The organism is Bacillus sp. FSL R5-0654 (genome assembly GCF_038008745.1).
Taxonomy (GTDB): domain Bacteria; phylum Bacillota; class Bacilli; order Bacillales; family Bacillaceae; genus Bacillus; species Bacillus safensis.
In genome coordinates this window covers 3,133,729-3,160,425 of sequence record NZ_JBBOZV010000001.1, presented here as the reverse complement: position 1 = coordinate 3,160,425, position 26,697 = coordinate 3,133,729, and the positions used below count along the sequence as shown (strand labels likewise).

Annotated in this window: 25 protein-coding genes; 22 read left to right on the top strand and 3 right to left on the bottom strand. The window is 44.1% G+C overall.

What is annotated here, in order from left to right; genetic code table 11:
- Window positions 1-132: 132 nt before the first annotated feature.
- Window positions 133-603: an HTH-type transcriptional regulator SlrR gene (gene slrR, locus NSS76_RS16220; protein WP_024426096.1), complete on the bottom strand. Its 471-nt coding sequence runs from the start codon at window positions 601-603 to the stop codon at window positions 133-135.
- Between the two features lie 257 nt (window positions 604-860).
- Here slrR and NSS76_RS16215 point away from each other — a divergent pair, with 257 nt between their 5' ends.
- The 19 genes from NSS76_RS16215 to NSS76_RS16125 all read left to right on the top strand — a co-directional run bounded on the left by NSS76_RS16215 (window position 861) and on the right by NSS76_RS16125 (window position 21,251).
- Window positions 861-1,592, top strand: coding sequence for a YveK family protein (locus tag NSS76_RS16215; protein WP_073207501.1), 732 nt, complete (start codon window positions 861-863; stop codon window positions 1,590-1,592).
- Window positions 1,582-2,265 (top strand): CpsD/CapB family tyrosine-protein kinase, encoded by a 684-nt coding sequence (locus NSS76_RS16210; RefSeq protein ID WP_024423527.1) that lies wholly within the window; start codon window positions 1,582-1,584, stop codon window positions 2,263-2,265. The genes NSS76_RS16215 and NSS76_RS16210 overlap by 11 nt, the downstream gene beginning before the upstream one ends.
- Before the next feature lie 164 nt (window positions 2,266-2,429).
- Complete coding sequence (locus tag NSS76_RS16205) at window positions 2,430-4,304, top strand: polysaccharide biosynthesis protein (protein WP_122631941.1); 1,875 nt, start codon at window positions 2,430-2,432, stop codon at window positions 4,302-4,304.
- Entirely contained in the window at window positions 4,270-5,418 is a 1,149-nt protein-coding gene (locus NSS76_RS16200) for a glycosyltransferase family 4 protein (RefSeq protein ID WP_103131642.1), read from the top strand. Before NSS76_RS16205 ends, NSS76_RS16200 begins: the two co-directional genes overlap by 35 nt.
- Complete coding sequence (locus tag NSS76_RS16195) at window positions 5,411-6,250, top strand: glycosyltransferase family 2 protein (RefSeq protein WP_024423524.1); 840 nt, start codon at window positions 5,411-5,413, stop codon at window positions 6,248-6,250. Before NSS76_RS16200 ends, NSS76_RS16195 begins: the two co-directional genes overlap by 8 nt.
- Window positions 6,243-7,373 (top strand): glycosyltransferase family 1 protein, encoded by a 1,131-nt coding sequence (locus tag NSS76_RS16190; protein WP_341082452.1) that lies wholly within the window; start codon window positions 6,243-6,245, stop codon window positions 7,371-7,373. The genes NSS76_RS16195 and NSS76_RS16190 overlap by 8 nt, the downstream gene beginning before the upstream one ends.
- A gap of 14 nt (window positions 7,374-7,387) precedes the next feature.
- Window positions 7,388-8,491: an EpsG family protein gene (locus NSS76_RS16185; protein ID WP_151039878.1), complete on the top strand. Its 1,104-nt coding sequence runs from the start codon at window positions 7,388-7,390 to the stop codon at window positions 8,489-8,491.
- A 27-nt stretch (window positions 8,492-8,518) separates the two neighbouring features.
- The gene (locus tag NSS76_RS16180; protein WP_151039879.1) at window positions 8,519-9,541 is read left to right on the top strand and encodes a glycosyltransferase family 2 protein; all 1,023 of its coding nucleotides are present in this window, start codon (window positions 8,519-8,521) and stop codon (window positions 9,539-9,541) included.
- A 5-nt stretch (window positions 9,542-9,546) separates the two neighbouring features.
- Complete coding sequence (locus tag NSS76_RS16175; protein WP_133744545.1) at window positions 9,547-10,575, top strand: polysaccharide pyruvyl transferase family protein; 1,029 nt, start codon at window positions 9,547-9,549, stop codon at window positions 10,573-10,575.
- Window positions 10,576-10,603: 28 nt separating this feature from the next.
- Window positions 10,604-12,118, top strand: coding sequence for an MATE family efflux transporter (locus NSS76_RS16170; RefSeq protein ID WP_341082451.1), 1,515 nt, complete (start codon window positions 10,604-10,606; stop codon window positions 12,116-12,118).
- Between the two features lie 20 nt (window positions 12,119-12,138).
- Window positions 12,139-12,732 (top strand): sugar transferase, encoded by a 594-nt coding sequence (locus NSS76_RS16165; protein WP_080780828.1) that lies wholly within the window; start codon window positions 12,139-12,141, stop codon window positions 12,730-12,732.
- The gene (locus tag NSS76_RS16160; RefSeq protein ID WP_024423517.1) at window positions 12,695-13,381 is read left to right on the top strand and encodes an acetyltransferase; all 687 of its coding nucleotides are present in this window, start codon (window positions 12,695-12,697) and stop codon (window positions 13,379-13,381) included. The genes NSS76_RS16165 and NSS76_RS16160 overlap by 38 nt, the downstream gene beginning before the upstream one ends.
- Window positions 13,381-14,559: a DegT/DnrJ/EryC1/StrS family aminotransferase gene (locus NSS76_RS16155; protein ID WP_151862880.1), complete on the top strand. Its 1,179-nt coding sequence runs from the start codon at window positions 13,381-13,383 to the stop codon at window positions 14,557-14,559. Before NSS76_RS16160 ends, NSS76_RS16155 begins: the two co-directional genes overlap by 1 nt.
- Window positions 14,560-14,708: 149 nt before the next feature.
- Window positions 14,709-16,331, top strand: coding sequence for a nickel ABC transporter substrate-binding protein (nikA, locus tag NSS76_RS16150; protein ID WP_341082449.1), 1,623 nt, complete (start codon window positions 14,709-14,711; stop codon window positions 16,329-16,331).
- A gap of 18 nt (window positions 16,332-16,349) precedes the next feature.
- A complete protein-coding gene (nikB, locus tag NSS76_RS16145; RefSeq protein ID WP_024423514.1) occupies window positions 16,350-17,294 on the top strand; it encodes a nickel ABC transporter permease subunit NikB in 945 nt (314 codons plus the stop codon).
- On the top strand, window positions 17,291-18,124 hold the full coding sequence (gene nikC / locus NSS76_RS16140) for a nickel ABC transporter permease subunit NikC (protein WP_024423513.1): 834 nt from the start codon (window positions 17,291-17,293) through the stop codon (window positions 18,122-18,124). The genes nikB and nikC overlap by 4 nt, the downstream gene beginning before the upstream one ends.
- A gap of 4 nt (window positions 18,125-18,128) precedes the next feature.
- On the top strand, window positions 18,129-18,944 hold the full coding sequence (locus NSS76_RS16135; RefSeq protein WP_180992569.1) for an ABC transporter ATP-binding protein: 816 nt from the start codon (window positions 18,129-18,131) through the stop codon (window positions 18,942-18,944).
- Window positions 18,945-18,957: 13 nt separating this feature from the next.
- On the top strand, window positions 18,958-19,773 hold the full coding sequence (gene nikE, locus NSS76_RS16130; protein WP_103131635.1) for a nickel import ATP-binding protein NikE: 816 nt from the start codon (window positions 18,958-18,960) through the stop codon (window positions 19,771-19,773).
- A gap of 152 nt (window positions 19,774-19,925) precedes the next feature.
- Window positions 19,926-21,251 carry an MATE family efflux transporter gene (locus tag NSS76_RS16125; protein ID WP_206534307.1) on the top strand — a complete coding sequence of 442 codons (1,326 nt, stop codon included), beginning with the start codon at window positions 19,926-19,928 and terminating at the stop codon, window positions 21,249-21,251.
- A 20-nt stretch (window positions 21,252-21,271) separates the two neighbouring features.
- Here the strand turns inward: NSS76_RS16125 and yvfG are convergent, their stop codons facing one another.
- Window positions 21,272-21,487: a protein YvfG gene (gene yvfG / locus NSS76_RS16120; RefSeq protein WP_024423509.1), complete on the bottom strand. Its 216-nt coding sequence runs from the start codon at window positions 21,485-21,487 to the stop codon at window positions 21,272-21,274.
- Window positions 21,488-21,557: 70 nt separating this feature from the next.
- On the opposite strand from yvfG, the gene rpoN reads away from it, so the two are divergent.
- Together rpoN and NSS76_RS16110 are read left to right on the top strand one after the other, a co-directional pair.
- Window positions 21,558-22,856, top strand: a complete 1,299-nt coding sequence (rpoN, locus tag NSS76_RS16115; RefSeq protein ID WP_341082448.1) for an RNA polymerase factor sigma-54 — start codon at window positions 21,558-21,560, stop codon at window positions 22,854-22,856.
- Window positions 22,857-23,027: 171 nt separating this feature from the next.
- Window positions 23,028-23,756: a FadR/GntR family transcriptional regulator gene (locus NSS76_RS16110; RefSeq protein ID WP_341082447.1), complete on the top strand. Its 729-nt coding sequence runs from the start codon at window positions 23,028-23,030 to the stop codon at window positions 23,754-23,756.
- A gap of 39 nt (window positions 23,757-23,795) precedes the next feature.
- Here the strand turns inward: NSS76_RS16110 and NSS76_RS16105 are convergent, their stop codons facing one another.
- Window positions 23,796-25,232, bottom strand: a complete 1,437-nt coding sequence (locus tag NSS76_RS16105; protein WP_341082446.1) for a sigma-54 interaction domain-containing protein — start codon at window positions 25,230-25,232, stop codon at window positions 23,796-23,798.
- A gap of 198 nt (window positions 25,233-25,430) precedes the next feature.
- On the opposite strand from NSS76_RS16105, the gene NSS76_RS16100 reads away from it, so the two are divergent.
- On the top strand, window positions 25,431-26,624 hold the full coding sequence (locus NSS76_RS16100) for an ornithine--oxo-acid transaminase (RefSeq protein WP_151862881.1): 1,194 nt from the start codon (window positions 25,431-25,433) through the stop codon (window positions 26,622-26,624).
- Window positions 26,625-26,697 lie beyond the last annotated feature (73 nt).

Genomic DNA, 26,697 nt, shown 5'->3' with positions numbered 1-26,697 from the left:
AGAAGACAAAGGGCTAAAATAAAAATCATTTTAGCCCTTTGTCAACAGTCTGAAAGAGCCTTTCATGAATCAAAGGCTCTTTTTCATCGAAGCGTCAAACGCCTCTCCCCGCAATCATTCTTCCTGAAAGGCTTACGCCCGGCGTTCTCCCATGTTGTTGAGGAAAGCTTTTACTTCCTCAATGCTTAAACCAATTGCCTTTGCTTCACTCATTAGACGCTTCCACTCTGCGATATTTGAATCGGTCAGCTTTCTATGGGTGACATGTAACGACTTTTCTTCCTGCTCCTTTCGGTACGTTTGGAGCAGCTGATAGAGCTCTTCTTTAGGCATGCCTGATTGGACGGCACTTACGATATGCTCCCGCCATTCGTGTTCACCACCCTCAGCGTAATGAAACATCATCGTCTCTGCATCAAACAGCTCTTGTAAATCAATCTCTAGTGAAGAGGATACCTTTTTTAAGAACTGGACAGATGGATTTCTGTGGACACCACGCTCAATTTTGCTCAAATATGACTTAGAGACATGAGCATCCTCAGCCAGCTGCTGAATCGAGTATCCTTTTCTCTTTCGGTAAATGCGTATCACCTTGCCTATCATTCGATCAATGATCTCCCTTCTCACCGGCGAATAGTTCTGCGACCTTTTCGTTCATTATAAGAAATAAATTGTTCTTTATAAAATTCAAAAACGTAAGAATCAGGAAGTAAACAAAAGAAAACGAACGATTTCGTTCTTTAAAAAGAACTATAAGACCTATTATGACATTTTTCTTTGCGGGTATTATCTTTTATAATCCAATCATTAACAAAAAGAAACCATATATAACCTTTTTATGATGAAATCGGGAGGTATCTATGAATGAGAATATAGGTTTTAAGCAGCTGTTTTCTGTCATTAAAGAGAAAATGGCCCTTCTGATCCTGATTGTCCTGATCGTAACGGGCATTTCAGCCTATTATCAGTTCTATGTCTCGACTCCTGTATATCAGGCAACCACTCAAATTCTTGTTCATAAACGCAGCAATGACGCACAAGCAGATTTAAACGATATTCAGATGAACCTTCAATATACACGTACCTTTCAAGTTTTATTAAAAAGCCCAATCGTCATTGAAAAAGTAAAAGAAACACTCCATCTCACAGAATCAGCAGAAGGACTAAAACACAAAATTGCCACAAGTACAGAAAATGAGTCTGAGGTCATTAATATTTCTGTACAAGATGAGGATCGCGCGAAGGCAGTCGCCATTGCGAATACCGCAACAGAGGTGCTGCAAGAAGAAATCAAAAAAACAATGAATATGGATCGCATTAATGTTTTGTCTGAAGCCAAGCTGTCCAACACGGTTCTGATGAATTCAAGGAAGTTCGTTCATATCGTTCTGGCACTAGGCGCCTCTTTATTAGGAGGCATGACACTCATTTTCTTAATGAATTTACTCGATGATACTGTAAAACGAACACATCAAATAAGAGAAGAGATCGGATTGCCGTCGCTTGGCAGTGTCTATCAGATGCAGGCAGACAGGAGGGCCAAAAAAGACAAGCAGTCCGTCATAACGGGAGGACAGAACATTGATCTTTAAGAGGAAGAAAAGAGAAAAGAGAGATTTATCCTGTATTTCTGTATTAAATCCTCACTCTGTCATTGCGGAACAATTCCGTACGATCCGAACAAACATCGAATTCACATCGATCCAAACAAGGCTGAAATCGATATTAGTGACCTCCTCCTTACCGAAGGAAGGGAAATCATTTACGGCTGCAAACTTAGCAGCTGTTTTTGCACAGCAGAACAAGCGGGTGCTGCTCATGGATGCTGATTTGCGAAAGCCGGCCGTCCATGAATATTTTGACTTGAGTCATCATACCGGTTTGACGAATGTGCTATTAAATAATTGCAGCTTGGAAGAAGCCATTTTACCGACACCGATTGAGCATTTAGAGCTGCTTCCGAGCGGAACCATTCCGCCGAATCCAGCTGAGCTGCTCTCCTCTTCTGTAATGAAGCAGTTATTTTATGAGATTGAACAGCAATATGACATGGTGATTGTTGATTCCACGCCGCTTCTGCCAGTTGCAGATGCAAAGATCTTGGCGAACCGGACGGATGGGAGCATTCTCGTTGTCTTAAGCGGCAAAACAAAGATTGCTGCTGTGAAGAAATCAAAAGAAGTATTAGAAGGAACAACAAGTAAACTGCTTGGAGCTATGCTAAATGGCAAGAAAGAGAAAAAGGGAAGGCTGTATATGTATTAAAAAGATTGATAGGTGATGTCTCCTAATCTTTAACAATGGAGGCACTCGATCCTGCTGTGGGCATAACCGTGCCTTAGATGCTCGTCATCAGTAGTGGGATGTGAGGACGGGTTTGATGCCCATGTTACGTAAGAATAGTGATGCTTTAAAAAGGGGGAGGAGCGTTGACTTACGCCCAAAGATTATCAATCATCGTAGCACTAGATTCATATCTCATCTTAGTTGCCGTCTTTTTTGGTTTTCAATTTGTCCAAGAGGCGGCTTTAACCGTTTATACATTTGAAATGCTCGCCATTTCTTCACTCAGTCTGCTCATTGGGCACCATATATTTGCCTGCATGTTTCATGTGTACAAGCAAGTATGGGCTTATACAGGAGTAAGAGAGTTATTTTCTTTAATGAAGACCTTTGTGTGTTCTTTTTTATTTTCGATGACGATGCTGTACCTTTTCGTGCAGACATGGCCATTTCGGTTTTTATTCATCGTGTGGCTTTTTCATATCTTATTCATCGGTGCCTCTCGTATGGCTTCCAGGCTATTTCATGACGGGGCAAAGCGGCTTCAGGCAGAAAAGGAGCGGGCGTTAATTATTGGCGCCGGATCAGCGGGAACCATGCTCGTTCGTCAGCTTCAGCAATCGAGTGATGTACATATTGAGCCAGTCGCCTTCATCGATGATGACAAGACGAAACATCGGCTTGAAATTATGGGTCTGCCTGTTATAGGAGGAAAAGAACAAATTCAAACAGCTGTCGTGATGATGGATATTCAGAAGATCATCATCGCCATTCCGTCCAAAAGCAGCCACACCTTAAAAGGGCTGTATAAGGAATGTGTCGCGACCGGAGTCAAAACACAGATTATGCCGGAAATGGAGCAGATTTTAAAAGGAACCCATGCGCTGAATCAATTACGGGATGTACAGCCAGAGGATTTACTAGGGAGAGAACCGATTCAATTAGATACGAGCCGTCTATCTGCTCATTTAAAGGGAAAAACAATCATGGTCACAGGGGCAGGCGGATCAATTGGATCAGAAATCTGCCGTCAAATTTGTGTGTTTGCTCCTCAAGCGATTGTACTTGTGGGACATGGAGAATTTAGCATTCATTCTATTTTACTAGAGCTGAAAGAATTATATGGAGGCAGCATCAGACTCTATCCACAAATTGCGGATATTCAAGATAAACAGAAAATGAGTGAAATCGTTGGTCAATTTCAGCCGGATATGATTTATCATGCTGCGGCACATAAGCATGTCCCGCTCATGGAGATCAGTCCGAAAGAAGCTGTGAAAAACAATATTATCGGGACAAAAAATGTCGCAGAAGCCGCACACGAGCACGGCATTGAAACATTCGTCCTCATCTCATCTGACAAAGCGGTCAACCCTGCCAATGTGATGGGAGCCACAAAGCGGTTTGCTGAAATGCTGATCATGCAAATGGGGGCAAGCAGCGAAACAAAATTTGTCGCCGTTCGATTTGGAAATGTACTCGGAAGCAGAGGGAGCGTCATCCCTATTTTTAAGAAACAAATCGAGCAAGGCGGGCCGGTGACGGTCACGCACCCAGCCATGACAAGATATTTTATGACCATCCCAGAAGCATCAAGGCTTGTGATTCAGGCAGGTGCACTGGCAGAAGGAAGACAGATTTTTGTTTTAGATATGGGGGAGCCAGTGAAAATCGTGGACCTCGCAGAAAACCTCATTCACCTCTCAGGCTACACCACAGACCAGATTCCAATCACTTTCACAGGCATTCGTCCTGGAGAGAAAATGTACGAGGAATTACTCAACCAGCATGAAAAAGCACAGGAGCAAATCTTCCCGAAAATTCACATCGGCCATGCGCTGGATGGTGACCCATATGTGCTGAACCGTTTTATCCATGAATTTGACATGATGAGTGAAGAGCAGATGAGACAAGCATTATTTGCTGCCATTGAGTCGCATGATATGTTGTCCGATCAGATGGCACGAGAGGAGGAAGCGCTTGCCAATGAAGAAAAAAGTCTTGTTTTGCGCAACGGTTGATTATCACTTTAAGGCCTTTCATCTTCCGTATTTCCGGTGGTTTCAGGAACAAGGATGGGAAGTGCATACAGCGGCAAACGGCCAGCTGGAGCTGCCCTATGTGAATCAAGCTCACTTGATTCCGATTCAGCGGTCTCCTTTTCATGTACGCAACCGGCTTGCGTATGTAGAACTGAAGAAGCTGTTAGCGAAAGAGCACTATGATTTCATCCATTGCCACACACCAATGGGAAGTGTCATTGGCAGGCTCGCAGCCAAAGGTACGCGCAAAAAAGGAACGAAGGTTCTTTACACGGCACATGGCTTTCACTTTTGGCAGGGGGCGCCGCTTCAAAACTGGCTGCTCTATTATCCAATAGAGAGATTTCTCGCCCGCTATACAGACGCTCTGATCACCATTAATGGAGAAGATTTTAAAAGAGCCGACCGTCTATCAAAAGAGCGGACATCTGTTTATTATGTGCCCGGTATGGGTGTGGATATGAAGCGGTTCGCACCTGTCGATGAAAAAGAGAAGCAGAGCCTTCGCGCAGCCTATGGCTTTTCCTCGGAAGATTTTATCGTGCTGTGTGCTGGTGAATTAAATACGAATAAAAATCAAGGGATGCTCATCAAAGCATGTGCACAGCTGTCTAGGAAAATACCAAATATAAAGATCGTGTTTGCTGGGGAAGGGACAATGAGGCCGAACTATGAAAAGCTTACCCGCCAGCTCCATCTTGAAAATCATGTCCACTTTGCTGGGTTTTGCAAACAAATGGAGGAATGGATGCATATGAGCGATGTATGTGTTTCCACCAGCTTGAGAGAAGGGCTCGGCATGAACCTGCTTGAAGCGATGTCGGCAGAAAAACCTGTGGTTGCAACGGAGAATAGAGGACATTGTGAGCTTGTCAAACATGGCGTCAATGGTTTTTTAGTTAAACCGCAAGATGTGAATAGTTTAGCTGATTACTTGCAGCAGCTCTACGACAAAAAAGATCAGCTGCCCCTCATGGGAAAAGCGGGACGCTCTATGGCTCATGCATTTGCACAAGAGCAGACGGTCAGTGCAATGGAAGAAATTTATACAATCTATATGGATCAAGCAGAGAAGGTGATACAGCATGCATAAACCAAAGGTGTCTATGATCATGGGCGTCTACAATTGCCAAGAGACAGTAGAAGAAAGCATTGAATCTATTCTTCATCAAACATATGAAAACTGGGAGCTCATCATATGTGATGACGCATCAACAGATGGCACTTATGAGAAAGTGCTGTCTTATACAAAACGACATCCTGAAAGAATTCGCCTGATCCGCAATCAACAAAATCAAAGACTCGCTGCCAGTCTCAATCGCTGCCTGGCTGAAGCGAGGGGAGAGTTGATTGCAAGGCAGGATGGCGACGATCTATCAGTGCCTGTTCGTTTAGAAAAACAGGTTCATTTCCTCGATACATATCCTGAATATGATGTAGTCGGTACGGCAATGACGGTTTTTGATGAAACGGGAACAAAGGGTGTGCGGGCACTTGTTTCAGAGCCTGATCGGAAGGTGTTGGCAAGAGGGACTCCTTTTTGTCATGGGACCATTATGATGAGGGCTTCTGCTTACAAGGCTTTACAAGGCTATCGTTCTGTAAAAACAACAAGGCGGATGGAAGATATCGATCTTTGGATCCGCTTTTTTGCTGCTGGGAGGAAAGGTTTTAATTTACAAGAGCCGTTATATCTGGTGAGAGAGGATGAAGCGGCCTTTCAGCGGCGGAAGTTTCGATATTCGATGGATAATGCCTGGCTCGTTTTGAAAGCATGCTGGCTATTAAAACTGTCGCCGCTTGACTATTTATTTGCTCTAAAGCCGGTGGTCCGTGCCTGCTTGTCACCGAAGATCATGAAGCTTTATCATCGCCGGAAGCTGGCGGCGTCTATGCTGAAGAGGAGGGCGGTTCAAGATGAGTGAGCCAAAGCGCGTGCTTCATATTGTGGGCGGGATGAACCGCGGCGGAGCTGAAACGATGATTATGAATATCTATCGTGCACTCGACAGGAATGTCCTTCAATTTGATTTCATTACTCACCGGCAGGACGTCTGTGATTATGATGAGGAAATTCGCCGGCTTGGGGGACGCATCTTTTACGTCCCAAGTATTGGGGCGTCCTCTCCGGTTGCTTTTGTGAAAACATTGACCAAGACAATTAGGCAAACAGGGCCCTATCAGGCAGTGCATGCACATACGGATTTTCAGACGGGTTTTTCCGCACTTGCTGCCAAACTAGCGGGTGTAAAGGTGCGCATTTGCCATTCACATAATACAGCGTGGAAGCAGTCGCCAAACTGGCTGGATCATATGATGCTCAAAGGATTTCGCCAGCTGATCTTTGCATTCTCTACACAGCTTGTTGCATGCGGCGAGGATGCCGGTGTCTTTTTATTTGGACAGAAAAAAATGCAGAACGGGCAAGTTGAGGTGCTGCCAAATGGGATAGATTTATCCCTTTTTTTTCAGCCTGATCCAGACGAAAAGGCAGAGATGAAAAAGCAGCTCCATCTTCGCGGAAAAAACATGGTCATTGGTCATATTGGGCGGTTCCATGAGCAAAAAAATCATGTTTTTTTTATAGAGCTGGCACAGACCTTAAAGAAGCAAGGGGTTTCATTTCAGCTTGTCCTCGTAGGAGATGGACCACTGAAGCAAGTAGTCGAATCGTATGCAGAGAAGGCAGGCTTGATGGAGGACATTGTCTTTACAGGCGTCGTATCAGACGTTCCACAATATATGAAAGCATTTGATGTATTTGTGATGCCTTCCTTGTTTGAAGGTCTTCCGCTTGTATTAGTGGAAGCACAGGCGTCTGGTCTGCCTTGTGTGATTTCAGATCATATTACAGAGGAAGTAGATTTAGGCTGCGGGCTTGTGAAAAGGATGTCCCTGCGAGATTCCGCGCATGAATGGATGAAGGCGGTGCTTGAAGCATATCATGCAGAACCTCCTCTTCAAGAGACCATTACCTCTCAGCTTGAACAAAGAGGATTTGATGTGAAACAGAATATTACACGTGTGATGAATCTATATGGACTGTAAGGAAGGAAGGGCAGATGGCGGTTTATTTGGTGAACATGATCATGGTCTATTTATGGTCGAGCTTTGCCGCATTTTACGGCAGGCGTGATGATACCATTCAAAGCGGATGGCGGCCTAATCAGCTTCTGGTGTTTTTTCCGTTTCTGTTTCTTTGTATCGTAGCTGGTATTCGGTATAAAGTAGGAACCGATTTTGTCACATATGGCCAGATGTATGAGTTCTCCATCAACTACGAAAAGCCTTGGCATATATTCGGCTTCGGTGTGGATAAGGCCGCAACGGATCCGGGGTTTACGTTTATTTTATGGATGCTTAATCAACTGTCTCATGATCCGCAAATCATGTATATCTCAGTCGGAGCCATTACTTATTTTTTTATCATCAAGACGCTTATTCAATATGGCCGTCCATTTGAGCTGAGTATGCTGCTTTTTCTTGGGACCTTTCATTATTATGCGTCATTTAATGGGATGCGCCAGTATATGGTGGCAGCGATTCTTTTTTATGCCATCCGGTTGGTGATCAATGGACAGTGGAAATTGTATTTTCCGCTCGTCCTTGTATGTTCATTGTTTCATTCATCCGCTCTCATCATGATTCCTGTGTATTTTATTGTGAGAACAAAGGCTTGGTCTTGGATGATGCTAGTCTTATGCCTGGTGTTCTTAGGCTTAACCGCTCTTTATGACCGTTTTGTCTCAGTGTTTGTCGTGATGCTGCAAGGCAGTTCATATGGTCATTACGAGGAATGGCTCACAACGAATACGAATGGAATGAATGTGACAAAAATTGGTGTCTTGATTTTGCCGCTTCTGCTTGCTTTCTTTTATCGAAAACGACTTCGTGAACTGACGCCTGAGAGTGATTACATTGTGAATTTTTGTTTGCTTGGTTTCTTGTTTGGCATCCTTGCAACGAAGGATGTCATTTATGCAAGATTTCATATTTATTTTGGCTTGTATCAGCTCATTTTACTGCCATATTTCACACGCATTTTTGATCAGCGGTCTAATGTGTTTATGTATGTAGGGATTGCTGTTTGCTATATTCTGTACAGCATCATGCTGATGCCGTTCGATTCTTCGGTTTTGCCGTATAGAACGATTTTTACAAAGTAGATTTGAAGAAAGGTGGGGCATGCTGTAATGCCAGCTATCAGTCTATTGGTCGCAGTTTACAATACGAGTCAATATGTGGAGCAATGTCTTCAATCAATTGCAGATCAAAGTTTTTCCGATATAGAAGTCATTCTTATCAATGATGGATCGACCGACCGCAGCGGTGAATGGCTTGAAGCATTTGCTGAGCGTGATGAGCGTTTCCGGGTAATCCATCAATCCAATCAAGGGTTAGGCGCTGTGAGAAACCGGGGGATCGAGGAAGCGAAAGGGACGTATCTCGCCTTTGTGGATTCAGATGATATTCTCGCTCCTCATTACTGTGAAGCTATGTATGAAAAAGCCGAAATGACCGGGGCAGATCTTGTTGTGAGCGAGTATTGGATTCAATTTGAACAGTCAAAGCGAACGATAGCAACGACGCTGTTAGACAAGCGCTCAGCCGAAAAAACGGATGTAATCAAAGCGTTATTACACGGAGACTTGACTGGATTCTCATGGAATAAGCTGTATCGGCGTGCCTTTATGGAAAAACACCACATTCGATTTCCGCTGCGGGGTGAGCTTGAAAACATTGAAGATCAATATGTGACGCTGCGCTGTTTTTCTTTAGCACGCAGCATCGCCTTTGTTCATGAGCCTCTTTATTATTACAGGGTTCATCTGTCATCTATTGTACAGCGATATCAGAAGCAGTATTTTCATCATGGACTGACCTTTTATCATGCACAGCGCTCTTTTTTAAAAGAGCATGATGACATCTCTCTGTATGAGAAAGCATTAGACTTTTTTATCGTCAATCATACGCTTCATTGTATGCTCAACGAATGGAAGAGCCAAAATGATCTCTCTCTTCAGGAAAAGCTTGATCACATGCGTGAAATGGTCACACATGATGCTTTTCAGCATGCCGTCAAACAAGTGGAACCATCGAAGCTCACAGTACGAAAGCGAATGATTTTATTTCTTGCTAAGTGCCGATTGGTTTATCCGCTTTCTGCCGCGGCTTCTAGCTATCAAAAATGGATCGAATATCAGACAAGGAAATAGGGGTGATGGGATTGACAGTGCAGCAATTGAAGGCAAAAACCGCAGAGTGGCTGCTCTTAAAGGTCAAATATCCGCTTGAGTATAGACTGAGCCGCCAAAGGCTGCCAGAGCTGAGTCATCAGAAGAAAATCATTCTCACGCTGCTGCCGGGCCATGATAATTTAGGGGATCATGCGATTGCCTATGCGAGTTATTGTTTTTTAAAGAAACACTTTCCAGCCTATGACATCATAGAAGTGGACATGAAAGAGATCTATCGCCTTGCCCGTCCACTAAAGCGCAGCCGGCATCCAGAAGACATCGTCTGTATGATCGGTGGGGGCAATATGGGGGATTTATACCGGTACGAAGAATGGACGAGACAATTTATCATCAAGACCTTCAAGTCCTATCCCATGATCCAGCTGCCTGCTACTGTACATTTTACAGAAACAAAGAGAGGGAAACGAGAGGAACGCCGCGCCATTCACACGTATAGTCAGCATCCAAGACTGCTCCTCATGGCAAGAGATCAAACAACCTATGAATGGATGAAGCAGCATTTTCCTGATCAAGATGTGTGGAAACAGCCTGATATGGTGCTGTCATTAGACGAATCATCAAAGGATGAAACACGTAAAGGGGTTCTGCTTTGTCTGCGTGAGGATCAAGAAGCATATCTCACAAAGGAGGAGCGCCAGCAGCTGCAGCAGCATATCCAAGAGACATATGATCAAGTCGGTTTGATCACAACGACAATTGGCAAACGAGTCGATCGAACAACTCGCTTAGAGGAGTTAACGTCTTTGTGGACGGAGTTAAAACAAGCGCAAGTCGTCGTGACAGATCGTCTGCATGGTATGATCTTTTGTGCGATCACTCATACACCGTGTGTTGTCCTTAGATCTTTTGATCATAAGGTGATGGAGGGTTTTGAGTGGGTGGCTCATCTTCCGTTTATGACCCTTTTAAAAGAACCAAATGAGGCCGCTGTGAAAGAGGCCGTTCATCAGCTGATGAAAACAAGCGGTCAAAAGGGAGAGGAAGCTGGATGAGGGCTCTTAAACGCTGCGTGAAAGCACAATGAATCGAGCGTTTCTTTATAATGCCAGTGCGAACTTAATCACGTTTGTCCTGATGATGCTTATGTCTGTTTGTTTAACACCTTATATTGTTCATACGCTTGGAGTGGAAGCATTCGGCTTAATCCATCTGACGCAAAATATGATCAACTATTTATCGGTCATTACGGCTTCGTTAAGTGCGGTTGTTGTGCGATTTTTTTCTGTGGCGGCTCATAAAGGAGAGATGGAGAAGGCGCAGCGCTATCTCGCTTCCTATTTCGTCAGTTCGTTTTTACTATCTATTAGTCTCTTTTTGCTTTGTCTTTTCGTGTCTCATCAGCTGGTTGAATGGCTTCATGTACCTGTTCATCTCGCAAAAGACACACAGACCGCCTTTATTTTAGGGGGTCTTTTATTTATGCTCAATTTCGTCATGTCTGGCATTGGGGCTGCACCGTTTTATGCGAATAAGCTCTATGTATCAAGTATTGGACAGGCGATTCAAATGTTTTTGAGGGCGCTGATGATTGTCATCCTGTTTACATGGACGACACCAGCCATTTGGCATATCCCGCTTGCGGCCGTCATAGGAAGCTTAGCGGCTATGGGAATCGGTATCTATTATTTTAAGAAACTCATCCCTTGGTTTTCATTTAAGTGGCTGCACGTCTCATTATCGTCTAGTCTCACACTTGTTCGATCAGGGGTCTGGCATTCATTTGAGCAAATGGGGATATTGTTGTTTTTACAAATTGATTTATTGATGACCAACTTACTCATTGGAGCGGAAGCGACGGGCCAATATGCGGCAATTTTACAGTTTCCATTATTATTACGCACACTGGCAGGGACATTGGCCGTTGTGTTTGCACCAACGATCACGAAATTTTATTCGAATCAGGACAAAGAGGGACTCATTCAATATGCTGCAAACGCCATTAAGTGGAGCGGCTTATTTGTTGCGTTTCCAGCCGCACTTCTAGGAGGTCTCGCTGGTCCGCTCATGCTTTTATGGCTTGGGCCTGCTTTTGAGGAGCTGAAATGGCTTCTCATGATTCATGCGGCTTATTTATGTTTGACCTTGATGTTTTTACCGCTCACATATGTGCCGACCGTGTTTAATCGATTGAAAGTTCCTGCAGTTGTCACCCTTATATTAGGTGTATCTAATGTGCTTTTTGCCTATGGATTGACTCATCTGCTGCAGTTTGGTCTATATGGCATTGCATCAGCGGGGGCAATGGTTTTATTGATTAAAAATATTGTGTTTCTGCCATTTTATACGGCCAGGATCACGAATCAGAAACGCACTATCTTTTACAAGCATACACTGGTTCCACTTGCTGGAGGGCTATTTATTTGGGGCATCTGTGCGGGGATTCAGGCGGTATATAACGTGACTTCATGGTGGGAGCTGTTTTGTATTGGAGGGCTTTGTTTCATTCTCTATATGGGCTACTTGTATGTGTTTGCAGGAACGAAACGAGAGCGGATTCAGCTGATGCGTAAGGTAAAACATGCGGTCTCCCGCTAATATGAAAAGGAGATGCAATGATGAAAAGAATGATAGATGTGATGGTGGCATTGACGCTGCTCATCGCAGGCAGTCTTCTTTTTCTTCTCATCTATGGACTGATTAGATGGAAAATTGGAACGCCTGTGGTGTTTCGGCAGAAGCGGCCTGGTCTGTATGGCCGGCCTTTTATGCTATATAAATTTCGGACGATGACAGATGAACGCGATGAACATGGGGTGCTGCTGCCAGATCATTTGCGATTAACAAAAACCGGTGCCTTGATTCGAAAGCTTAGTCTTGATGAATTGCCGCAGCTAGTCAATGTACTCAAAGGAGAGCTTAGTCTTGTCGGGCCAAGACCGCTTTTAATGGAGTATTTGCCTATGTATACAGAAGAACAAGCAAGGCGTCATCTTGTGAAGCCCGGCATAACAGGATGGGCACAGGTGAACGGACGGAACACGCTTTCATGGGAGGAGAAATTCACCTATGACCTTTGGTATGTCGAGCATCAATCGTTTTGGCTCGATATGAAAATTTTATGGATGACCTTGCTGAAAGTCATGAAAACAGAGGGGGTGCAGCAGCCGGATCATGCCACAGCTGAAAAATTTAAAGGAACCAATATGTAAGAAGCAAACCATTGGTTTAATTGGGGCCGGAGGACATAGCAAAGTCATTCAAGATCTCATTTTTGCACATGCCGATTACTCATTATGTGCGGTGTTAGATGATCAATTTGAAGAGACGGTCACTCAAAGCGGGATTTTGTATGGACCGATCTCCATGAGTGAGCAGCTGAAAGAGACAATGCCTCATATGAAATGGCTGATTGCGATCGGACAAAATGAGATCAGACAGCTCATGAAGGAACGCCTTTCATTTGAAGACACAGCATATGCCACATTGATTCACCCAGAGGCGGTCATGAGTCCGTCAGCTGTCATTGGAGGGGGGACTGTTGTGATGGCAAGGGCAGTTATTCAAGCAGATGCAGCCATCGGTGAGCATACGATTGTAAATACAGGGTCTATCGCCGAGCATGACTGTATACTCGAATCGTTTGTGCACCTGTCACCAGGCGCGGTGCTGACTGGCGGTGTATCCGTGCGGGAAGGTGCCCATGTTGGGGCTGGTGCCGTGGTGACACCGGGTATAACGATTGGAAGCTGGTCCGTCATTGGTGCTGGAGCAGCAGTGACAAGAGATATACATGATCAGAAGGTCGCTGTAGGAATTCCTGCAATAGAAATCAAAGATCGGAGAGAAGGTGGGAAGTGATGAAAGAAAGGAAGCGAATTTACTTATCTCCTCCGCATATGAGCGGAAAAGAGTCTTTCAAAATAGAGGAAGCTTTTAAGAGCAACTGGATTGCGCCGCTTGGACCGCTTGTGAATGAATTTGAACAGGCGGTGGCGGACTATGCAGGAGTGAAGACAGGAGCGGCTTTATCCTCAGGAACAGCAGCGATTCACCTTGCTTTAAAGCTGATAGGTTTGCAAAAAGGAGACATTGTCTTTTGTTCCACCCTCACGTTTGTTGCAACGGCAAATCCGATTTTATATGAACAAGCGGAGCCCGTTTTTATTGATTCTGAAAGGGAGACATGGAATATGTGCCCGCTTGCTTTAGAGAAAGCCTTGCTTGAATCAAAACGTCTTGGGAAAAAACCTCGCGCGGTCATCGTTGTCCATTTATATGGGCAAAGCGCAAAAATGGACGAGATCATGGCTCTGTGTGAAGCATATGATGTACCAGTCATTGAGGATGCGGCTGAATCGTTAGGTGCGCTTTATAAAGGAAGAAAAAGCGGCTCAATGGGCAGGTTCGGTATCTATTCTTTTAATGGAAATAAAATCATTACAACATCAGGGGGCGGAATGCTTGTGAGTGATGATGAAGCTGCGATTGAACGATGCCGCTTTCTTGCTTCACAGGCCAGAGAAAAAGCGATGCACTATGAGCATCAAGAGATGGGATACAACTATCGCATGAGCAACCTCTTAGCAGGAGTCGGGATTGCTCAAATGGAAGTGCTGGACGAGCGTGTTGAACAAAAGCGCCGCATTTTTCAGCGTTATCAGGACGCTTTATCAGAAGCAGAGGGACTTCATTTGATGCCAGAATATCAAGAAACGAAATCCAACCGCTGGCTGACGGCATTGACCATTGATCGTGACACACAATTGTCTCCAGTAGATATCATTGGTGCTTTAGAAAAAGAACAAATCGAAGCAAGGCATGTATGGAAGCCGCTGCACCAGCAGCCGCTCTTTCGTCATTGCCCTTTTTATACTGCGGAAAAAGGCACTCCTGTATCTGAGCTGTTATTTGAGCGGGGGCTTTGTCTTCCGTCTGGAACGAGCATGACAGATGCAGATCAGGAACGTATCATCCATATACTCCATGACATGCTGCGAGAAAAAACATTTACCTCTTCACAGGCTGCTCATTCGTAAGCAGCCTGTCTCTCTTTCTATCAAATTCCTCAATTTATGGAATAAATCGGAATAAGTATTGTCATTTCGTTTCAAATATGATATTGACAACGGCTTCCTTCCTCCTTAAAATGAAAATGATTATCAGCATCAATTAGGAGGAGCAACTTATGTCTATTTGGAGGAATTTTCCGAAAATTAAAATAAATTCAGTATTACCATTCCTGCTTATTTTCTTTTTACTAGTAGGATGCTCTCAAACAAACAATGGAGCAGAAGGCAATAATGATCATCCTGATATGATCACAATGGCGTGGCCAAGAGATATTGGTGAAATGAATCCACACGTATACAACCCATCACAATTATTTGCGCAATCAATGATTTATGAGCCATTGGTCAGCTATCAAAAGAATGGTAAGCTGAAACCTGAATTAGCGAAATCATGGGATGTTTCAAAGGATGGCAAGGTGTATACGTTCCATTTAAGAGACGGAGTGACTTTCTCAGACGGCTCTGAATTTAATGCGGACATTGTCAAAAAGAACTTCGATACAATTTTAAAAAATAAAGATTTACATAGCTGGTTAGGTGTCATTAAGAAAATCAAAAAGACAGAAGCCGTTGATAAAAAGACATTTAAACTCACTTTAACAGCACCATACTATCCAACTGTGCAAGAATTAGCCGTTGTTCGTCCAGTTCGTTTCTTAGGTGAAGCAGGTTTCCCTAAAAACGGAGATACGTCAAAAGGAATTGAAAAACCAGTGGGGACAGGCCCTTGGGTTTTAAAAACATATAAGAAAGATGATTATGCCATTTTCGAACGAAACGATCATTATTGGGGAGAAAAACCAAAGGTAAAAGAAATCAAGGTAAAGGTCATCCCAGATGCGGAAACGAGAGTCATGGCATTTGAAAAAGGTGATGTGGATTTACTTTACGGAGAAGGAACGATTAGCCTTGATTCCTACAAACAGCTGGAAGCAAGCGGTAAGTATGAAACGAAAATGTCAGAGCCTGTTGCAACGAGACAGCTTGTTATGAACACAAAAGTGGATCAGCTGTCAGATGAGAAAGTGCGTCATGCCCTTCAATATGCCTTCAATAAAAAATCAATGGTAGAAGGAGTCACCTCAGGTTTAGAGGATGAAGCAGATCACATCCTGCCGACTAACATGCCGTATACGTCACACATTCAAGTGAAGTCTTTCAAATATGATGTGGACAAAGCCAAAGCATTGCTGGATGAAGCGGGCTGGACACTTCCAAAAGGAAAATCCGTTCGTGAAAAAGATGGGAAAAAGCTTGAGTTTAGTATGATGTATGACTCAGCAGAATCGATTCAAAAAGCGATGGCGGAAACGCTGCAAGCAGAATGGGCAGCCGTTGGTGTCGGCGTCAAGCTTGAGGGTGTGGATTTGGCCACACAGGTTCAACGCTTTAAAGCCAATAAGTTTGATATGAACTTCTTTAGCAACTACGGAGCGCCGTATGATCCGCATACATTTATGAACGTTCTTTCATCAGATGGTTTTGGATTCAAAGAAGCCATTTCAGCCTATCCAAATAAGGAAAAGCTGATCAAAGAAATGACGGAAATTCCATCCACAACAAATGAAAAGAAACGCAAAGCACTGTATTCGTCTGTCTTATCCTCTTTACAGGATCAAGGGGCAATTGTGTCAATCTCTTATTTTAAAAAGACAGCCGTTTATCAAAAAGCTGTGAAGGACTTTGAATTCCCTGCAAATCGTGATGAACATCCTTTCACAGGCATTAAGCTGAAGTAACAGAAGGAAGGTAAGGAAATGGGCCGCTATATCGTCAAACGAGTGCTATCAATTATTCCTGTATTTTTATTAGCCACACTGCTCACAACTGGTATGATTCACCTCTCGCCAGTTGACCCGGCTGAGGCATATTTAGCAGCGGCTCATATCCAGCCTACAGATGAAATATTAGCGCAAAAACGAAGTGAATTCGGCTTAGACGAGCCGTTTTATATGCAGTATCTTCATACTATTGAAAAAGTCATTCACCTTGATTTCGGCCGGTCGTATATGTCCAATCAGCCTGTCGTTGATGAGGTGATTTATCGAATACCGGCGACAATTCAATTGGCGCTTACCAGTCTGCTGATCGCTATTTGTGTCAGCATTCCGCTCGGCTTTTTCAGCGGCATGAGGAAAAATGGTGCCGTTGATCATGTGAGCCGGCTCATTTCTTTCTTAGGAGCATCTATCCCGACGTTTGTCTTGGGGTATTTGCTCATCTTCTTTTTTTCAGTGAAACTTGACCTCTTACCAGTTGAAGGGATTGGAACATGGGAGCATCTCATTCTGCCCTCGATCACACTTGCAGTCCCTTTAATTGCTACGTATACAAGGCTGTTACGGTCAAGTGTGAGTGAGGCGCTTCAAGAGCCTTTCGTTCAATATGCGAGAATCAGAGGTTTGAAGGAACAATCGATCATGTTCAAGCATGTGTTCAGAATTGCGATATCGCCGATGCTGACCGGACTAGGGGTGAACCTTGGCAAGCTGTTAACCGGAACCATTATTGTAGAGGCCGTTTTCTCATGGCCAGGGTTTGGCCGCTTTTTTATTGAAGCGATCTTTAACCGTGATTTGCCAGTGATTCAATTTTATGTCCTCATGTCGGCCTGTATTTTTATCTTGAGCAGCTTGATCGTTGACTTAGTTCAGCTGATCATAGACCCCCGTATTTCTAGAAAGGAAGGCCGCCAGCAATGATGACAAAAGTAAAACACCTCTTCGTTCATCAAAAGATGATCTCGATCTGCGCCCTGCTGCTCGGTCTCTTGCTCATTGTCACAATATGTGCACCATGGATCGCTCCGCATGATCCGGCTGCTGTCAATCTAGCAATGAAGCTAAAGGGATCTTCATGGGAGTATCCTCTTGGAACGGATCAATTAGGACGATGCAATTTATCTCGTATTTTATATGGTGCGCGTGTTTCGCTCGGCTGTGCGTTATTAATCTTTCTTTCTTCGTTATTCATTGGTTTAATTGTCGGCCTCTTTTCAGGATACAAAGGCGGCTGGATCGATCATGTTTTGATGAGAATCTGTGACGGCGTCATGGCATTCCCCAACCTGGTGCTGATCCTTGGATTAGTCGGCATCTTCGGTCCGGGACTTCCTCAAGTCGTACTTGCCTTGATGCTTGTGCAATGGGTATATTATGCCCGCGTCTTCCGAGGAATGGTGCTCAGTTTAAAAGAACAGAACTTTATTGCAGCTGCAAAAATCAGTGGGACCTCGCATTGGAACATTATGAGAAAGCATATGATTCCCAATGTCCTGCCGCCATTAGCAGTCATTGGAACACTTGAAATGGGCTGGGCGATTATGGACATTTCTGCGATGTCTTTCCTCGGATTAGGGGTTCAGCCTCCTATGCCTGAATGGGGAGCGATGATTCATGAAGGGAAATCTTACATTCAAACGAATCCTCAGTTAATGCTGTACCCAGGTCTTGTGATCATGGCTGTGGTGGTTCTGTTTAATTTACTAGGAGAAGCCCTTTCAGAGAAATATGGCATCAAACGCCGTGTGTAAAGGAATGATCAATGTGCAAGAGTCCATTTTACAAGTAGAGAACCTGCATGTGCAGACGAAAACACCTCAAGGGACAACCCCTCTTATTCAAGAAGTCTCGTTTGAAGTAGGGCGCGGACAAATCCTTGGATTAATTGGTGAGAGCGGCTGCGGGAAAACAGTGACAAGTATGTCGATCTTGCGTATGCTTGATCGAAAAACAACGGAAGTCACTGGCAGTATCACATTACAGGGACGAGAATTGATCGGTATAAGTGAAAAGGATATGCGTTCCATTCGGGGCAAAGACATCTCGTATATTAGGCAAAATCCAATGAACAGCTTTACGCCGGTATGGACAATCGGCCATCAGCTGGTTGAAACGATCCGCCGGCATACGGCTGTCAGTAAAAGGCACGCACGATCACAGGCAATAGATGCGTTAGCGCAAATGAATCTGCCGCAGCCAGACCAGCTGTTCAATAAGTATCCTTTTGAATTAAGCGGAGGGATGCTGCAGCGTGTCATGATCGCCATGGCTGCCTGTATGCACCCGCCCCTCATCATTGCAGATGAGCCGACAACCGCATTAGATGTACACAATCAGAAACGGGTGCTTCAGCATCTGAACCAAATTCGTCATGACTATGGAACGGCCATTTTACTGATTACCCACGATCTTGGTGTCATTGCTGAAATGGCAGATCAAGTTGTCGTCATGAAACAAGGAGAAATTGTTGAAAAGGCAGGAGTTCTTGAGATTTTTGAACAACCAAAACATGATTATACAAAAAAACTATTAGCAGCTCGTCCATCGATTCCAGCTGTTTGCCCGATTTGAGGTGAGAAGGCCCTTGCATTTATTAGAAGTGAAAGCAGTCAGTCATGCATACACGAACCGGTCGTTTCTAATGAGAAAAAAAGGAGCAGCCCCTGTCCTGAAAAGCGTCGATTTAACTATTGAAGAAGGCACCTGCCTTGGGCTGCTAGGGCAAAGCGGCGCAGGGAAAAGTACACTTGGCCGCATCATACTTGGTCTAGAGAAGCCAAGAGCTGGACAGGTTCTTTTTGAAGGTCAGGATGTCTATCGTGCAGATCAGCAAACACGTAAGCATTTTCGCCGGCATGTGCAAGCGGTGTTTCAGGATTCCTATTCCGCGGTAAATCCAAGGTGGACAGTCGAACAAATTTTATCTGAGCCGCTTGAAAACTATGAATCCATAAGCCGAAAGGAACGTAAAAACGTACTGATTCACTGGCTGGAAAGAGTCGGGCTCGGTGAAAAGGATTTGTGTAAATATCCGCACCAATTCAGCGGCGGCCAGCTGCAAAGGATCAACATCGCTAGAGCTTTATTGCTTCAGCCAAAGCTCATTGTGCTTGATGAATCTGTCAGCAGCTTAGACATGGTGACGCAGGCTGTCATTTTAGATTTATTAGTAGAATTAAAGAAGGAGCTGGGTGTGGCTTACTTATTTATTACACATGATATAACAGCAGCCTATCACTTATGTGATCAATTGGCGATTCTTGATCAAGGAGAGCTTGCTGCCCAATTTCAATCAAAGGATGACTTCTTTTCATCAGAAGAGGAAGCGGTGCGGAAAATGAGAGATGCAATGCTCGCAGACCATCCTTTGTCACGAACGATTGGCAGACCGGTTCGGTAATTCTTCATTTTATCAATGCCTCAGCGTGCAGCCAAAGCGTCGCATTCGGTAAAAAGCATAGGGCGAAAATAAAGCCCCAGTTTAGTCCCTTTGCGGGCAATCTGCGCCTCTTTTAGAAAAGAGGCTATTTTTCATGAAAGGCAGGTGGCATCGTGAACCATCGAGCGTATTTAGCTTTGGCCATTCCTTTAACAATTTCTACGATGACCACTCCATTACTGGGAGCTGTTGATACAGCGGTTGTCGGTCAGCTCGCAAATCCCGCTTATATTGGAGGCGTTGCGGTCGGCAGTCTCATTTTCAGTACATTATATTGGCTGTTTGGTTTTTTGCGGGTAAGTACATCTGCTTTTGCCGCCCAGGCAAACGGTGCGCAGAATGAGGAACAGGGCGTTCTTGCTTTTCTAAGACCTTTTTTCGTCGCCATCATCGTCGGACTTTGTTTTATTGCCATGCAATGGCCGATCATTCAATCTGCTTTTCTAGTGATCTCTCCCGATGCTGATGTCCGTCAATTTGCCGCAGACTATTTTCATATTCGCATTTGGGGAGCGCCATTTACTTTAATGAATTATGTTATATTGGGCTGGCTGATGGGGATGGCTAAAATGAAAGAAGCTCTTTCATTGCAAATCTTGATCAATGTTATGAATATGGCGCTCGCATTTCTGCTTGTTCATGTGTTTTCGTTTGCGGTCAAAGGAGTTGCGGCGGCGACATTGATATCTGAACTAACCGCTTTTGTGTTGGGGGCATGGATTATTCTGAAGCATTCGTCAAACGGATTCCAGATGCCTTCCATCAAGAAAATCATGGATACTCAGGCAGTGAAGAAAATGTTTCATGTGAATAAAGATTTGTTTATCAGGACGATCTGTCTGCTAGTGGTCATCAACATGTTTACGGCAAAAGGTGCTTCTTTTGGTACAGAGCTGCTGGCAGCCAATGCCATCTTATTTCAAATTCACTACATCATGGCTTATTTGTTCGATGGTTTTGCCAATGCGTCCAGCATCCTTGTTGGCAGGTCAGTTGGTGCAAATGATCGCACCCTCTATGAAAGAACCTTAACCCTTTCGAGGCAGTGGGCACTTGTCATGGCATGTGTCATTGCGGCGGTTTATTTTCTATTAAAAGAGCCGATATTGAGCTTGTTTACAAATCTCCCTCAGCTGCTAGATGTGACATTACGCTATGCAGACTGGCTTGTTCTTTATCCGTTTGCGGCTTGCTTCGGTTTGGTCATTTACGGCGTATTTACAGGTGCGACAGAAATTGCCCCTGTTAGAAATTCGATGCTGTTTGCGATGATTTTGTTTATCGTCGTTCAAACCGCGGTCACGCCTATTTGGCACAATCATGGCCTATGGTTTGCCTTTATCATCTATACTGTAGGACGGTCTGGCTTTTTGATGATGTACAAATCGAGGCTGGATCAGAAGCTGTTCGCAAATGATCAACACCCTTTGCCCTCTTGACAAAGGGTGTTCTTTTTCGTTCATTCGCTTTCTTTTTTCACCTTTTGATAGGCTTCATCAAGATGCTGAATTCGCTTCAATACAACCGCATTTTTGGTCAGCTGGTCTTGAACAAGCGTTGACACTACTGAGCGGTAATAGGCATTCATGGCATGAACCTTGTCTTCATTTTGGTTCATGGCGATGTGCTGCTTCAAGTTGTCGACAAAGTATGGAACGGAAAAAAGTTCAGACATAGAAATCACTCCTATTTCGTATATACGGTCCGTCAATCTTCATGTAAAATGATGAGAGGGAGGGGAGACAATGAGCCTTAAACTGCAACAAGAACAGGTATTAAAGCAGGTGCTCACACAAGAACTTAGGCAGGCCATTACGCTGCTGCAGCTGAATTGCGCAGAGCTCGGCGAGTATCTTGACCAGTTAGCGCTTGAGAACCCTCTGATTGAGCGGAAAGACACGGACAGCTACCAACCAGTTTATCATAAAAAATCACAAGATCGAATGACAGAGCCGTATCGAACGTATCAAAAAGAAAGCCTGCAAATGTTTTTAAAAAGACAGGCGATTGATTTGAATTTAAGTGAAAAGAATCAAAGAATCTTTCACTTTATGATTGAGTCCATTGATTCCAATGGCTATCTAAATGAACCGATTGACGCAATGGCAGCTGTCTTAGAGGTGCCAGCTGAAGAAGTAGAAGCTGTCCTTCATCAGCTGCAATCGCTGGAGCCTGCCGGGATTGGCGCAAGATCATTGCAGGAATGCATCCTCCTTCAGCTGAGAAGGAAAAAGAAGCGCTGGTATGAAGCCGAGCTGATCATCGAAGAGCATTTCTTTCTTTTTGCGAGAAAGGCTTGGAAGGAAATTGCGGCCAAAACAGGTGTTTCAATGAAAACACTCCAGGCGGTACAAGATGAAGTGTCTCAGCTTGAACCAAGACCAGGTTTTCATTTCTCATATGATGAAGAGCATGTGTATATAGAGCCTGATGTAACAATTACTGTGGTGCAGGATCACATCACTTTTGAGCTGAATCAGCGTGCTTTTCCAGACGTAGAAATGAATGAAGGCTACTTCGCCATGATTCAAGACCAAAAGCGGCATGAAGCATATGCGTATTTAAAGGAAAAAGAGCAGCAGTACAATTGGCTTGTCCAAGCGCTGAAGCAAAGAAAGCAAACGATGACTCATGTCGTTCGTGAGATTATCTCACATCAGACCGATTTTTTTCTAACAGGGAAACATAAAATGAAACCGCTTACGATGAAGCGGATCGCAGATATACTGCAAGTCCATGAGTCAACAGTCAGCCGGACTGTAAAAGGGAAAATGGTGCAAACCCCTTATGGTCTTATGGAAATGAAACAATTTTTCCAAGCCAAATTAGAAGGGCATTCGCTAGAAGAGGCGTCCAGCTACACAGTCAAAACGCACATTGCAGAGCTCATCCAAACGGAAAATAAGAAAAAACCGTATTCAGATCAGCAAATCATGACACTGCTTCAGCAAACCTTTGGTATCCGCGCGTCGCGCAGAACCATTGCAAAATATCGCGAACAAATGAATCTTCCGTCCTCTACGCTTCGGAAGCGATACGATTAAAAAGAAGTACTTGCCAGAACATGGCACGTGCTTCTTTTTTGTTGAAAGCAAGGCTGCTCGAAGATTTCTTGAAAATTAAAGAGGGGAGACGTGTGATCGGAAATTTTGGGGTAAAGTATAAGATAGGGCATGAGCCGATAGGGGTAGACAACAGTGATGAGGTGAGACCAATTGAAATATAAACAAATCAAAACGAAAAAAATATATGAAGAAATTGCGGATGCATTAATTGAATCCATTCGTACAGGTGAGCTTCTTCCAGGGGAAAAATTAGATTCGGTTCAAGCGCTTTCAGAAAGCTTTCAAGTCAGCCGTTCCGCTGTAAGAGAGGCACTGTCTGCTCTCAAAGCGATCGGATTAATAGAGATGAAGCAAGGGGAAGGCACGTATGTGAAGCAGTTTGATCCTGAGCAGCTCACATTTAGTCTGTCTCCTGCATTTTTGATGAAGCAGCATGATGTCACACAGCTCCTTGAATTAAGAACCATAATTGAGACGGGTGCTGTCAAAAAGGCAGCGCTCTTGCGAACGGACGATGACCTTCATCAGCTGCGTGAGGCACTTGAACAAATGAAACTCGCAGAAGCACATAAAGAAACTGGTGAAGAAGCAGACTTCTCCTTCCATCTCGCTTTAGCCAAAGCCTCAAAGAATGATTTATTAAAAGCGTTAATGAATCAGGTCTCCACCTTGCTGGTAGAAACAATGCGGGAAACGAGAAAAGTCGTCTTATTTTCAAGGAAAGCCTCCATTCGGCAGCTTTACAAAGAACATGAACACATTTACAAAGCCGTCATGGCAAGACAGCCAGAAGAAGCAGAAAGAGCCATGCTCACGCATTTAAAAAATGTAGAAAAACTGCTGAGTGATGTGAGTCAAGAACCGGCAGGACAGTCATAACCACAGTAAGCTGTGCCGAATGAGGGCACAGCTCTATTATTAACGAGTAATATGCAGTTTTTTCATGCGATATTGCAGACTTTGCCTGCTCATGCCCAATAACTTTGCAGTCTGTGAAATATTATCGTCCATTTTTTCTAAGTAATGGACGATGTATTGTTTTTCGAATCGTTCCATTTGGGTTTGAAAATCAGTCGTATGTTCTGGGCTTGTATAAATAAACGTGTCAGCTGCGGTATGCTGCAAAGGGTTCGTCTGTAATTGCGCTGCAGGACGGCCTTCCCTATGTTTAAATCTAAAATGATATGGAAGGTGATGCATGCATAAGTAATCCTCATCCATCATCATGTTCATCCCCGCTTCAATCACATGCTCCAGTTCTCGTACATTACCCGGCCAATCATACGCTTGAAAAAGGGCTAGCACCTCTTCGTCAGCCGCCTTCACCTTCATTTGAAACAGTTCATTATATTTTTGAATAAAATGACTGACAAATGTAGGAATGTCTTCTTTTCGCTCAGAAAGCGGCGGGATAAACAAGGTGACAATACCAAGCCGATAAAATAAATCCTTGCGCATGCGTCCGCCTGCGATTGCATCTACAGGGTCCTCATTCATATTGGCAATCACTCTTACATCAACAGCGATTTCTTTTGTGCTGCCCAACCTTCTCACACGCTTCTCTTGTAATACGCGCAGCAGTTTTGCTTGAAGACTAGGATTTAATGAGTTGATCTCATCTAGAAGCAGTGTACCTCCCTGCGCCTGTTCAAATAAGCCGGGCTGATCAGTAGCGCCTGTAAAAGCCCCTTTTTGCGTACCAAAGAGCAGACTTTCAATGAGATTATCAGGCAGTGCCGCACAATTCTGGGTAATAAATGGTCCAGATGACCGGCTGCTGCCGTTATGAATACTTTGCGCAAATAGTTCTTTTCCTGTCCCTGTTTCTCCAACAATGAGCACATAGGAAGAGGTGCGTGTCGCTCGTTTTGCATGCTCAATCACCTCTAAAAACGCAGGGCTTTGTCCAATAATGGAATCAAAGGTAAAGCGCGTGCTTCCTTTTTTCTTCATATTGTGGTGAATCAGCCGTTCCAGCTTGGTCACATCATTCGAAATTTCAACCGCTCCTTGGATGAGGCCGTCTCGAACGAGCGGGTATGTATGATTAATCGTTGTGATTTCTTTTCCATTGTAATTATGATACGTCTGCTTTGCATGAACGGTTTGTTTCCCAGTACGCAGCGCTTGGACAAGCGTACTGTGCATTTCGTCTTGGAAGACGAAGAGATCTAATACATTTTTATGGAGAACATCAGAGCGTTTCAAAGACTCAATCTCCATCATTTTTTTATTATAAACAACAGTATTGCCATTCTCGTCAATTGCATGAACCCCGACATCTATTAAATCAAGCATTTGTTTATACAGATCAATCTCATTTTCCAGCTTTGCAGTATACTGATCTTCTTTCATTGAAGCACCTCCAGACGTTACCTCTATTTTACATGAAAAATTTTGCGGTTTCCTCTAAATAATTTGGCATATGCAAAGATATTTTGCATGAAGAACCAGATCAATCACCGCCACAATGCGGGCAGAAAGTTGGCACGATCCTTGCATATCATATATGTGTAGATAAAAGAGGCTAGCTTATAGAAGGAGGAATAGACGATGACACAGACAAATGAATTGATTCAACAAACCGAACAATACGGTGCGGCAAACTATCATCCGCTGCCAATTGTGATTTCAGAGGCTGAAGGAGTTTGGGTGACAGACCCTGAAGGCAATCGATATATGGATATGCTGAGTGCGTATTCTGCAGTGAACCAAGGCCATCGCCATCCCCGCATTATTGAGGCGCTCAAAAAACAGGCAGACCGTGTGACACTGACTTCAAGAGCTTTTCACAATGATCAGCTTGGCCCTTGGTATGAGAAAATTTGTCAACTGACGAATAAAGAGATGGCACTCCCGATGAATACTGGCGCTGAGGCTGTAGAAACAGCTGTAAAAGCAGCAAGACGCTGGGGCTATGACGTCAAGGGAATCGAAGACAATCGCGCAGAAATCATTGCGTGCGTTGGAAACTTCCATGGCAGAACGATGACAGCTGTTTCCCTTTCTTCTGAAGCAGAATATCAAAGAGGTTTCGGTCCAATGCTTCCAGGCATTAAACTGATTCCTTACGGAGATATTGAAGCGTTACGTGAAGCCATTACACCACAAACAGCGGCTTTTCTGATCGAACCTATTCAAGGAGAAGCGGGAATTGTCATGCCGCCAGAAGGCTTCTTGAAGGAAGCGAAAGCGCTTTGTGAAAAAGAACATGTGCTGTTCATTGCGGATGAAATTCAGGTCGGATTAGCGCGAACAGGCAAGATGTTTGCATGTGACTGGGAAGACATTGAGCCAGATATGCTGATTCTTGGGAAAGCTTTAGGCGGCGGTGTATTCCCAATCTCGTGTGTGGTCGCAAACCGCGATATATTAGGTGTGTTTAACCCTGGATCTCACGGCTCTACCTTCGGCGGAAATCCTCTTGCGTGTGCGGTGTCGCTGGCTGCACTGGATGTCTTAATCGACGAAAACCTTGCAGCGCGTTCTAAGGAGCTTGGCGAATACTTAAAAGACAAACTCACGCGCATTCAAAGTCCTGTCATCAAGGAAGTGCGCGGCCGCGGATTATTTATCGGCATGGAGCTGACAGAGGCAGCGAGACCTTATTGTGAGAAGCTGAAACAAGCAGGGCTGTTATGTAAGGAAACCCATGAGACCGTCATCCGCTTTGCACCGCCTCTCACGATATCTAAAGAAGATTTAGACTGGGCGATTGGTCATATTGAAGCATTATTTCAAGCATAAATGTCAAAGGGGGAGAAACCTTCACTTTCTCCCTTTCTCTTTCAACGAACAGCGAATTTTGTCAAAGGATGAT

Coding starts and splice junctions, on each gene's coding strand:
- NSS76_RS16175 (WP_133744545.1), top strand. CDS start 9,547: ATGGGATTGACAGTGCAGCAATTGAAGGCAAAAACCGCAGAGTGGCTG.
- rpoN (WP_341082448.1), top strand. CDS start 21,558: ATGAGCCTTAAACTGCAACAAGAACAGGTATTAAAGCAGGTGCTCACA.
- NSS76_RS16195 (WP_024423524.1), top strand. CDS start 5,411: ATGCATAAACCAAAGGTGTCTATGATCATGGGCGTCTACAATTGCCAA.
- nikA (WP_341082449.1), top strand. CDS start 14,709: ATGTCTATTTGGAGGAATTTTCCGAAAATTAAAATAAATTCAGTATTA.
- slrR (WP_024426096.1), bottom strand. CDS start 603: ATGATAGGCAAGGTGATACGCATTTACCGAAAGAGAAAAGGATACTCG.
- NSS76_RS16155 (WP_151862880.1), top strand. CDS start 13,381: ATGAAAGAAAGGAAGCGAATTTACTTATCTCCTCCGCATATGAGCGGA.
- NSS76_RS16170 (WP_341082451.1), top strand. CDS start 10,604: ATGAATCGAGCGTTTCTTTATAATGCCAGTGCGAACTTAATCACGTTT.
- NSS76_RS16105 (WP_341082446.1), bottom strand. CDS start 25,232: ATGAAAGAAGATCAGTATACTGCAAAGCTGGAAAATGAGATTGATCTG.
- NSS76_RS16215 (WP_073207501.1), top strand. CDS start 861: ATGAATGAGAATATAGGTTTTAAGCAGCTGTTTTCTGTCATTAAAGAG.
- NSS76_RS16135 (WP_180992569.1), top strand. CDS start 18,129: ATGATCAATGTGCAAGAGTCCATTTTACAAGTAGAGAACCTGCATGTG.
- NSS76_RS16160 (WP_024423517.1), top strand. CDS start 12,695: ATGCCACAGCTGAAAAATTTAAAGGAACCAATATGTAAGAAGCAAACC.
- NSS76_RS16180 (WP_151039879.1), top strand. CDS start 8,519: ATGCCAGCTATCAGTCTATTGGTCGCAGTTTACAATACGAGTCAATAT.
- NSS76_RS16190 (WP_341082452.1), top strand. CDS start 6,243: ATGAGTGAGCCAAAGCGCGTGCTTCATATTGTGGGCGGGATGAACCGC.
- nikC (WP_024423513.1), top strand. CDS start 17,291: ATGATGACAAAAGTAAAACACCTCTTCGTTCATCAAAAGATGATCTCG.
- NSS76_RS16100 (WP_151862881.1), top strand. CDS start 25,431: ATGACACAGACAAATGAATTGATTCAACAAACCGAACAATACGGTGCG.
- yvfG (WP_024423509.1), bottom strand. CDS start 21,487: ATGTCTGAACTTTTTTCCGTTCCATACTTTGTCGACAACTTGAAGCAG.
- nikB (WP_024423514.1), top strand. CDS start 16,350: ATGGGCCGCTATATCGTCAAACGAGTGCTATCAATTATTCCTGTATTT.
- NSS76_RS16200 (WP_103131642.1), top strand. CDS start 4,270: ATGAAGAAAAAAGTCTTGTTTTGCGCAACGGTTGATTATCACTTTAAG.
- NSS76_RS16165 (WP_080780828.1), top strand. CDS start 12,139: ATGAAAAGAATGATAGATGTGATGGTGGCATTGACGCTGCTCATCGCA.
- NSS76_RS16185 (WP_151039878.1), top strand. CDS start 7,388: ATGGCGGTTTATTTGGTGAACATGATCATGGTCTATTTATGGTCGAGC.